The organism is Sphingosinicella sp., assembly GCF_052388015.1.
Classification (GTDB): domain Bacteria; phylum Pseudomonadota; class Alphaproteobacteria; order Sphingomonadales; family Sphingomonadaceae; genus Allosphingosinicella.
The window spans coordinates 1-8,988 of record NZ_JBQTIN010000078.1; the positions used below are offsets into that span (position 1 = coordinate 1).

Consider the following 8,988-nt stretch of genomic DNA (forward strand, 5'->3'; position numbering starts at 1 on the left):
CGGATCAGCTTCACCGCCACCGCCGCCCAGGGCGGATCGGTGACCACGCTCTGGCGGCCGCCGGCGCCGAGCGGCAGGATGTGGAGCTTGTTGTCCTCGCGCCCGATCAGCCGGCCGAAGATGAAGCGGCCGGCGGGGCGGGGGACGAGCACGTCGCGGTTGAGGGCGCCCGAAAAAGCCTCGGGCGCGAGCCGGCCCAGCCAGATCTCGTCGCCGCTGCGATAGTCGCCGACGCTCGACGCCACCGTCATCGCCACCAGCCCTGGCGCGGTCTGCGGCGGCACGACGACGCCCTCGCGCCGCGGCGCATGCGCGCCGTCATGATCGAGCAAGGCGGCGATCGGCACGTCCTCGCGATCCGGCAGCTTGACGAGGTCGCCCGCCTCGACGCCGAGCGCGCCGGCGATCCGGTTCAGCCAGCCGACCGAGACGGTGCGGGTGCCGGTCTCCAGCCGGCCGATCGTCTGCGGCGTGGTCGGCGGATCGCAGCGGTCGGCGACCTCCTGCAGCGTGAGCTTCTTCGCCCGGCGGACCTCGCGGATGCGGGTGATCATGGTCTTGGCCCTCGAACCCCAATGGTTCGCGACTTTCCTACATGCGCGCCGGAATGGCAAGAGGATTCGCGAATCAGGAGGAGCGCATAATGAAGAACAGACTGCTGACCGAACGTGCGGTGCGCGAGGAGGGGCCGGCGCGACCGGCGGCGCGTGGCAAAACCCGTCCGGTGCGCAGCGTCACGGTCAACCTCGCCGAATCGCCGCTCGGCTGGCTCAAGGCGCGGGGTCTGATCAGCGCGCGTCAGTTCGATGCGGGAGAGCAGCTGCGCGGCGACTGGGAGCGGGCCAACCTTCCGCCCGTGGTCACTATGCGCTGGGACGCCGCGCCCATGGGGCGCGGCGCGCGCGGTCCGTCCGACCCGGCCGCAGCGACAGAGGTTCAACTCGTTGCCAGGCGCCGCTTCGAGACGGCGGTCGCGGCCGCTGGTTCCGGCCTTGCCGACATCTTGTGGCGGATTGTCTGCGCCGGCGAAGGGATGCGCGAGGCTGAGCAAGCGCTCGGCTGGCCGGCCCGGGCCGGCCGCCTCGTCCTCTCCCTCGCGCTCGATCGTCTCGCCGACCATTATCGGATCGGCTGAGCGTCTCCCGCAGCTTCAGCAGCGCACGCCCTGCTGCGGCAGGTCGGCGCTGTTGCCCCGATCGGAGTCGGTGCAATGCCGCGTGTTCGTCGGCGTCCTGTTGCGCGGCCCGACCGGCCGGCCGCTGCAGCTGCGCCCTCGTCCGCCGGGATCCGCCCCCGGCCCGCCGTCCGCGTCCGAGCAATGGGTGGCGAACTCCCCATAGCGTCCTTGGCCCGAAGGGCTGCCCTGCGACCTCGCACCGGGTCCGCGTCCGCCGAACTGGGGATCGGCGCCCGGCCCCCTGTCCTGATCGGTGTAGCGGTTGCGCGTGCCGGTGCCGTAGCCGGGCCGGTCGGCGCGGCCGGCGCCGGTGTCCGAATCGGTAACCCCCGTATAGGTCTGATTCGATTGCGCCTGCGCCCGTCCGACGATCATTGCGGTCGCGCCGCCGCCGACCAGCATACCGCCGGCGACGCTGGCGAAGAATGAACGGCGGTTGAGTTTCCGAAAGGTCTTCATCGCACCCTCCGTCTGCTTCAAGCCGCGCCAGCTTCTGCCTGAATCGGACCCAGCGCAAGCGGAACCTGCGGAAGTTACGGTATTGGCTGTCCTGCGCGCCAGCGGCGCTCAAGCGCACCGTCGTGAGGGGCCGATCAGGAGCGCCGGCTGGCGCAGGCGCGGCCGCGGCCGCCGGCGTCGGCGACGACGCCGACATCGGCGTCCGAGCAGCCGCTTGAGGCCGGCGCGCGGACGCTCGCGGCAGCCGGCGCGCGCTCACCGGCCGCCGCGGCCGGTCGGCTGCGCGCACCCGGGCCGCGGCCCGCCGCCTGCGCGTCTCGCACCGGCGCAAGGTCGCTGTCCGTATAGCCTCGCGGCGTGCCGCGGCCGTTCGCCGCGGCGTCGGCGATCTGGCCGCGGTCCGAATCGGTGATGCCGTTTCCCGAGGCGATCGGCGCGCCGCTGCGCCCGATGACCAGCGCCGCCGCGCCGCCCGCCACCGCGCCGCCGCCGATGACGGCGGCGAGGAAGGAACGGCGGTTGAGCTTGCGGCCTGGGGTCATCGATCCTCCGCTGGTGCAGCCTCGCTCCAAATCGCCTCGGGGACAAGGGGCAATCGCGCCCTTGCCGTCGCGGCGATCTGGCGCGACAAGACAGGCGGGGAAGGGGAGCAGACCGCATGGCGGCGATCGATCCGGGCGAGCAGCGCACCGTCATCATGGCCGCGCCATTGCCGCCCGCGCCGCCGGGAGGTCGGGAGCCCGCGGCGCCGGCGGGCGACCGGATCGAGGCGCTCGATTTCGTCCGTGGCGTCGCTTTGTGCGGCATCCTGCTGATGAACATCACCGCCTTCGGCCTGCCCGACGCCTATACCAACCCGCAGAATTCAGGCGGCGCGACCGGCGCGAACCTGCTCGTCTGGATCGTCACCGAAATCGGTTTCGAGGGCACGCAGCGGGCGCTCTTCTCGATGCTGTTCGGGGCGAGCGCGATCCTGTTCATGGCGCGGCTCGAAGCGGCCGGCAGGCCGGACGCGGCCGATCTCTATGTCCGGCGAAACCTGTGGCTGATCGCCTTCGGCATGATCAACGCCTTCCTGCTCGCCTGGTATGGCGACATTCTCTACGCCTACGGCATCATCGCTTTGTTCGTCTTTCCGTTCCGCAACATGGCGGCGCGGTCGCTGATGACGATCGGGATTGCGACGCTGCTGCTTGGCGCGGCCTGGAGTCTCTGGGAGGCGCGGGAAGCCCTGCAGCAGAGCGCCGCTTATGAAGCGGCGGTCGCGGCGCGCGACGCCGGCGAGGAGAATTACGACAATGCCGCCATCTCGGCCTGGGAGAGCGCGCGGACCGAATATGTCTCGACCCCGGAGAGCGTGGCGCGAACGACCGAAGCGATGCGCGGCGGCTATGTCTCCGCCTTCTGGTACGTGCTGCCCTACAACGTCTACTGGCAGACTTGGGGCCTCTACCGCTTTTTCTTCGACGTCTTCGGGATGATGCTGATCGGCATGGCGCTGTTCCGCCTGGGGGTGCTGACCCTGCATCGCCGCACCGGCGTCTATGTCGGCATGATGCTGGGCGGCTATGCGGTCGGCCTCACCGTCAATTTCCTCGAGACGAGCTGGATCATCGGCCATCAGTTCAGCGCCCTGTCCTTCGCCGAGGCCAATGTCAGCTACGATCTCGGCCGGCTGGCGATGACGGTCGGGCATCTGGGGGCGCTGCTGCTCTTCGTACGCTCGGGCCTGCTCGGCTGGCTGCGTTCGGCCTTCGCGGCAGTCGGTCGGATGGCGGTCACCAACTACCTGATGCACTCGGTGATCTGCCTCACGCTGTTCGTTCTGATGGGTTGGTACGGTCAGCTGGAGCGCCACCAACTCTATTATGTCGTCTTCGCGATCTGGGCCTTCCAGCTCGTCTTCAGCCCGCTCTGGCTGCGCGTCTTCCGCTTCGGGCCGCTCGAATGGCTGTGGCGCTGGCTCACCTATCTGCGCCGCCCGCCCTTCCTGCGCGCTTGATCGACAATCCGATTGCCCGGGCCGAGCGCAGGTCATAAGCTACGACTCGTTACAAAAATCGGGAGCCCGCCATGATCGTCTATGGATCGACCCTGTCGCCGTTCGTCCGCAAGGTGATGGCCTTCGCCGCCGAGAAGGGCATCGACGTCGAGCTCAAACCGAGCGCGCCCGGCAACAAGGATCCGGAATTCCTGGAGGCGAGCCCGTTCGGCAAGATGCCGGGCTTTCGCGACGGCGATTTCGCGATCTCCGATTCCTCGGCGATCGTCGCCTATCTCGACGCGATCAAGCCGGAGCCGAACCTGATCCCGACCGAGCCGCGCGCGCGTGCGCGGACGATCTGGTTCGACGAATATGCCGACACGATCCTGTTCGCTTGCGGCGGCAAGATGTTCTTCAACCGGATCGTCGGCCCGCGCTTCCTGGGCGTGCCGGGTGACGAGGAAATCGCGCGCAAGGCGGAGTGCGACGAGCTGCCGCCGCTGCTCGATTATCTGGAGCGGGTTATCCCCGACAGCGGCTTCCTGGTCGAGGATCGAATCACCCTTGCCGACATCGCGGTCGCCGGCCCGTTCGTAAACCTCCGGCATCTCAACGTGGCGATCGATCCGGCGCGCTGGCCGAAGGTCAGCCGTTACGTCGCGGCGATCCTCGACCGGCCGAGCTTCAAGCCCTGGGTCGAGCGCGAGGCGGCCTTCCTGGAGCGAACCGCGGCCTGAGTCATTTTGCTTGCGCCGGCATGACAACCGGTCGATGCTCTCCCCCTTGATCGGCGGGGGAGAGAGCCGATGAAAACCAATCGCAAGCTCAATCGTCGCTCCTTCATGGCGCGGGTGGTTGGCGGCAGCGCGCTGCTCGGCGGCGGGTTGGCGCTGACGCCGCCGGGGCGGGCGCAGGTCACGGATAGCGACAGCGGGCCCGGGGCCGACCCCGCGGGCCGCGGGCGCGGCGGCGGATCGCATCAGCAAGGCCCGGCCCGGACCGGCATAACCGACTCCGACGGCGGCGCTTATGCGGATCCGGTCGGAAACGGACGCGGCGGTGGACAGCGCCCGGGCGGATCAACCCGAACCGGCATCACTGATTCCGACAGCGGCGCTTATGCCGATCCGGCCGGCAACGGGCGCGGAGGCGGTGGACGGCCCCAGACGACGGCGGATTCCGACAATGCCGATCGGTCGGGCTATGGGCGCGGCAACAATCAACGCAATCCGGATGCGGAGCTTGAGTGCAGGGAGCTGCAAAGGCGGATCCGACGTGTACGCGATGAGATCGAAAATCTCGGCCTCAGCATCCGCCGCCTCCGGGCGACGGCCAATTTCATCGAGGGTGATGCCGCTTCCACGCCGGAGGAGCGACTGAACGAACGCTATCCCATCTATCGGCAGCGGATGAACGCGCTTGGATTCAGCACCGGACCCGTGGACAGCCCTGCTGCGATGGCCCGAATGCTCACGGAACGGGCCGAACAGCAAGACTTCGAGCAATATCGGCTGACCCAAACTCTGGCCCAGCTTCGGATGAGCCTTGCGCCGTACAATTGCGTGGAGAACTGATCGAAGCCCGATAACCGGCGCGCGCTGCCGCGGAGCGGGGCTAGCCTGCCGCGGCCGCCACCGCTAAGCGCCCGCGATGTTCCGCTCGCTCTACTTCTGGACGCTCCGGCTCGCCGGCCACCGCCATGCGGTGCGCTACATGGCCGGCGTCTCGTTCGCGGAATCCTCCTTCTTCCCGATCCCACCGGACGTGATGCTGGTGCCGATGATCCTCGCCCGTCGCGAGGAGGCCTATCGCATCGCGACCGTCTGCACCGTCGCCTCGGTGCTCGGCGGCATCGTCGGCTATTTCATCGGCTATTTCCTTTACGACAGCGTCGGCCTGTGGCTGATCAACCTCTACGGCGCGCATGACGGCCTCGCCGAGATGGAGCGCTGGTATGCCGATTGGGGCGCGGCGGTGATCCTGGTGAAGGGGTTCACCCCGATCCCGTTCAAGATCGTCACCATCGCCAGCGGCTTCTTCCAGTATAATTTCCCGCTCTTCGTGCTGCTCGCGGCGATCACCCGCGGCGGCCGCTTCTTCCTGATCGCCTGGGCGCTGCGGCGCTACGGCCCGCCGGTCCAGGACTTCATCGAGCGGCGGCTCAACCTGATCGGCGCCGGTCTGCTCGTCGCCCTGATCGGCGGCTTCGCCGCGATCCGGCTGATCTGACCGCCATAATCTTGCCGCAACTTCCCCCGACGGTGCGTTGCACAGGGGTGAAACGGAGGATTCCGGTGACGTTTCGCCGCCTGTTGACGCTTGTTCCGCTTTTGCTCGCCTTCGCCCCAGGTTCTGCGTCGGCTGCGGAACCGGTGCGCCAGATCCACATCACCGTCTATGGCGAGGATCATTGCCCGGAGGCGCGGGACGATGAGGAAGTCGTCGTCTGCGCCCGGCGGCCCGAGGAGGAGCGCTATCGCGTCCCGCCGGCGCTGCGCGAGCGGCGTGACCGCCCCGCCGAGAGCTCCTGGCAGGCGCGCAACGAGGTGTTGGAGGAGGATGCGCGGACGATGCGGCCGGACAGCTGCTCGGTCGTCGGTTCCGCCGGCCAATCGGGCTGCCAGGCCGCCTTCATCCGTCAATGGTATAACGAGCGGCGCGGCCGGCGCCGCTGATCCTTCAAGTCTCGCGTCGGGCGTGATAGCGCTGACCTGATCTCCAGCCCGCGGGAGCGCGCGTGACGCGATCGGCAAGGCACCATCTGCTCAGGGAAGCCGGCGAGGCGCGGGTCGAGCCGGTCGAGCTGTTCTTCGATCTTGTCTTCGTCTTCGCGATCACCCAGCTTTCGCACCGGCTGATCGCGCACCCCGATCCGAGGGGGTTCGTCGAGACCGGGCTGCTGATCGTCGCCATCTGGTGGACCTGGATCAACACCGCCTGGGTGACCAACTGGCTCAATCCCGGCCGGACGCGCGTTCGCCTGCTTCTGTTCGCGCTGATGGGCGCCGGCCTCGTCGTTTCGATGTCGATCCCCGACGCGTTCGGCGCACGCGGGCCTCATCTCGCGATCGCCTATGTCGCGATGGAGCTCGGCCGCAGCCTGTTCATGATCGCCGCCAACCGCGTGCATAATCCGACCAACGCAAAGAACTTCCTGCGCATCCTGTGCTGGCAGGCCGCTGCTGGTATCTTCTTTGTCGCCGGCGGGTTCGCGGCGCCGGAGTCGCGACTGTGGCTGTGGGCGGCGGCGTTGGCGATCTGGACCCTGGCGCCGGCCTTTTCCATGTATGTGCCGGGCCTGGGCCCTTCGCGCACGATCGAGTGGCGCGTCGATCCCCATCATATGGCCGAGCGCTGCGGCCTGTTCATCATCCTCGCACTCGGCGAATCGATCCTCGTTTTGGGTGCGACCTTCGCCGGCATGCCCTGGGATGGCGCCACGATCCTGGCGTTCGGCGCCGCCTTTGCCGGAACGGCCGCGATGTGGTGGATCTATTTCAACATCGGGGCCGAACGGGCCGAGCATATGTTCCGCGCCAGCGACGATCCGGGCCGGGTGGCGCGACTCGCTTACACCTATTTGCACCTGCCGATCGTCGCCGGGATCATCGTCGCCGCGGCGGCGACCGAATGGGTGATCGCGCATCCGCACGGCCATGCCGCGCCTTATGTGATTGCCGGGTCGCTGGGCGGGCCGGCGCTCTATCTGTTCGGCAATGCGGCGTTCAAGCGGGCGACCGGGGCGCGATACTGGCCGCTATCGCACCTTGTCGGGCTTGGGGCGCTTGCCGCGCTGGCGCCGGTTGCGACTTATGTCGAGCCTTGGCTGCTTGCGCTCGCCGTCGCGGCTGTGGTGTTGACGGTTGCGGTGTGGGAAACACTCTCGCTCGGCGCGCGCCATCGCGCCATCCGGGCGGCGCATGAGGGAGGCGGAGGATGAGGGGAACTTATCTCGGCGCGATCCTGTTGGGATGGCTATTGGCGGGAGCGGCGCTGGCGATGGCGGACGATCCGCCGGCTGCGAGTCAGGAGTCACGGTGGCGGCCCTGGACGGGCTATGAGCCGGGAGCGCAGCCGGGCGAAGGAGCGTCGCCGCCTGGCCTCGCCGAGCGGACCTGCGCCGCCTACGAGAATGAAAATTATGGCGGCCGGCGGCTGGTGGCGCGCGACGGCGCGGCGATGGAATGGGTTGGCCGGGCGTGGAACGACCGCATTTCCTCGATCGCCTGTGCGCCCGGCTGCCGGTTGATCGCCTATCAGACGATCGTGTTCGGCGGCGCGCGCGCCAACTTCACCGGCGCCCGGCCGGCGCTGGGGCCGGTGTGGAACGACCGGATCAGCGCGCTCAGGATGGCCTGCGACGGCGCCCATGCGGACGCCGCGCACTAGGCACATCTAGGCTTTCTCCTCCGGCGCGACCTTCTTCGGCTTGCCGGCGGACTTCCTCGCCTTGGCCGCTTTCGGCGGGGCCGGGATGATCTCGAAGGTCGGCGCGTTGTCCTTGATCCGGACCTTGACCTCGCCGCCATGGACGAGCTTGCCGAACAGCAGTTCCTCGGCGAGCGGCTGTTTGATCTTTTCCTGCACGAGCCGCCCCATCGGGCGAGCGCCGTAGAGCCGGTCGTAGCCGCGCTCGGTCAGCCAGGCGCGGGCCTCGTCATCGAGCTCGATATGGACGTTGCGGTCGGCGAGCTGGAGCTCGAGCTGGAGGACGAACTTGTCGACGACCCGGGCGACGACGTCGGTCGGCAAATAGCCGAACGGCACGATCGCATCGAGCCGGTTGCGGAATTCGGGGGTGAAGATCCGCTTCACCGCCTCCTCGCTGGCATCCTCCTTGGAGACATTGCCGAAGCCGATGCCCTCGCTCGCCATATCGGACGCGCCGGCATTGGTGGTCATGATCAGGATCACGTTGCGGAAATCGACCGACTTGCCGTGATGGTCGGTCAATTTGCCGTGGTCCATGATCTGCAGGAGGATGTTGAACAGGTCCGGATGCGCCTTCTCGATCTCGTCGAGGAGGAGGACGGAGTGCGGGTGCTGGTCGACCGCGTCGGTCAGCAGGCCGCCCTGATCGTAGCCGACATAGCCCGGCGGGGCGCCGATCAGCCGTGAGACCGAGTGCCGCTCCATATATTCCGACATGTCGAAGCGCTGCAGCGGAATCCCCATGATCGAGGCGAGCTGGCGCGCGACCTCGGTCTTGCCGACGCCGGTCGGGCCGCTGAACAGATAGGAGCCGATCGGCTTGTCGGGGTCGCGCAGGCCCGCCCGGGCGAGCTTGATCGCCGAAGCGAGCCGGCCGATCGCCTCGTCCTGGCCGAAGACGACGCGCTTCAGATCCTTGTCGAGATGCTCGAGCGCC

12 protein-coding genes are annotated in these 8,988 nt (G+C 68.3%); 8 read left to right on the top strand and 4 right to left on the bottom strand.

Features of this window, described 5'->3' with window-relative positions:
* Positions 1 to 554 (bottom strand): helix-turn-helix domain-containing protein (locus ACT4N3_RS06570; RefSeq protein ID WP_444854410.1); only part of this gene is annotated, 554 nt, incomplete at its 3' end.
* An 89-nt stretch (positions 555 to 643) separates the two neighbouring features.
* On the opposite strand from ACT4N3_RS06570, the gene ACT4N3_RS06575 reads away from it, so the two are divergent.
* Entirely contained in the window at positions 644 to 1,135 is a 492-nt protein-coding gene (locus ACT4N3_RS06575) for a DUF6456 domain-containing protein (RefSeq protein WP_444854411.1), read from the top strand.
* A gap of 15 nt (positions 1,136 to 1,150) precedes the next feature.
* Here ACT4N3_RS06575 and ACT4N3_RS06580 read toward each other — a convergent pair whose 3' ends face one another.
* Positions 1,151 to 1,636: a hypothetical protein gene (locus tag ACT4N3_RS06580; RefSeq protein ID WP_444854412.1), complete on the bottom strand. Its 486-nt coding sequence runs from the start codon at positions 1,634 to 1,636 to the stop codon at positions 1,151 to 1,153.
* Between the two features lie 134 nt (positions 1,637 to 1,770).
* On the bottom strand, positions 1,771 to 2,178 hold the full coding sequence (locus tag ACT4N3_RS06585) for a hypothetical protein (protein WP_444854413.1): 408 nt from the start codon (positions 2,176 to 2,178) through the stop codon (positions 1,771 to 1,773).
* 116 nt (positions 2,179 to 2,294) lie between these two features.
* Here ACT4N3_RS06585 and ACT4N3_RS06590 point away from each other — a divergent pair, with 116 nt between their 5' ends.
* The 7 genes from ACT4N3_RS06590 (at position 2,295) to ACT4N3_RS06620 (ending at position 8,009) form a co-directional block, all read left to right on the top strand.
* Complete coding sequence (locus ACT4N3_RS06590; protein WP_444854414.1) at positions 2,295 to 3,638, top strand: DUF418 domain-containing protein; 1,344 nt, start codon at positions 2,295 to 2,297, stop codon at positions 3,636 to 3,638.
* Between the two features lie 71 nt (positions 3,639 to 3,709).
* Positions 3,710 to 4,357 carry a glutathione S-transferase family protein gene (locus ACT4N3_RS06595; protein WP_444854415.1) on the top strand — a complete coding sequence of 216 codons (648 nt, stop codon included), beginning with the start codon at positions 3,710 to 3,712 and terminating at the stop codon, positions 4,355 to 4,357.
* A gap of 147 nt (positions 4,358 to 4,504) precedes the next feature.
* Positions 4,505 to 5,194: a hypothetical protein gene (locus ACT4N3_RS06600; RefSeq protein ID WP_444854416.1), complete on the top strand. Its 690-nt coding sequence runs from the start codon at positions 4,505 to 4,507 to the stop codon at positions 5,192 to 5,194.
* A 76-nt stretch (positions 5,195 to 5,270) separates the two neighbouring features.
* Positions 5,271 to 5,849, top strand: coding sequence for a YqaA family protein (locus ACT4N3_RS06605; protein WP_444854417.1), 579 nt, complete (start codon positions 5,271 to 5,273; stop codon positions 5,847 to 5,849).
* A 143-nt stretch (positions 5,850 to 5,992) separates the two neighbouring features.
* Entirely contained in the window at positions 5,993 to 6,295 is a 303-nt protein-coding gene (locus ACT4N3_RS06610; RefSeq protein WP_444854418.1) for a hypothetical protein, read from the top strand.
* Positions 6,296 to 6,357: 62 nt separating this feature from the next.
* Positions 6,358 to 7,560 (top strand): low temperature requirement protein A, encoded by a 1,203-nt coding sequence (locus tag ACT4N3_RS06615; protein WP_444854419.1) that lies wholly within the window; start codon positions 6,358 to 6,360, stop codon positions 7,558 to 7,560.
* Entirely contained in the window at positions 7,557 to 8,009 is a 453-nt protein-coding gene (locus ACT4N3_RS06620; protein WP_444854420.1) for a hypothetical protein, read from the top strand. Before ACT4N3_RS06615 ends, ACT4N3_RS06620 begins: the two co-directional genes overlap by 4 nt.
* A 6-nt stretch (positions 8,010 to 8,015) precedes the next feature.
* Here ACT4N3_RS06620 and ACT4N3_RS06625 read toward each other — a convergent pair.
* Positions 8,016 to 8,988, bottom strand: a 973-nt coding sequence (locus tag ACT4N3_RS06625) for an AAA family ATPase (RefSeq protein WP_444854421.1), incomplete at its 5' end; no start/stop codon positions are given.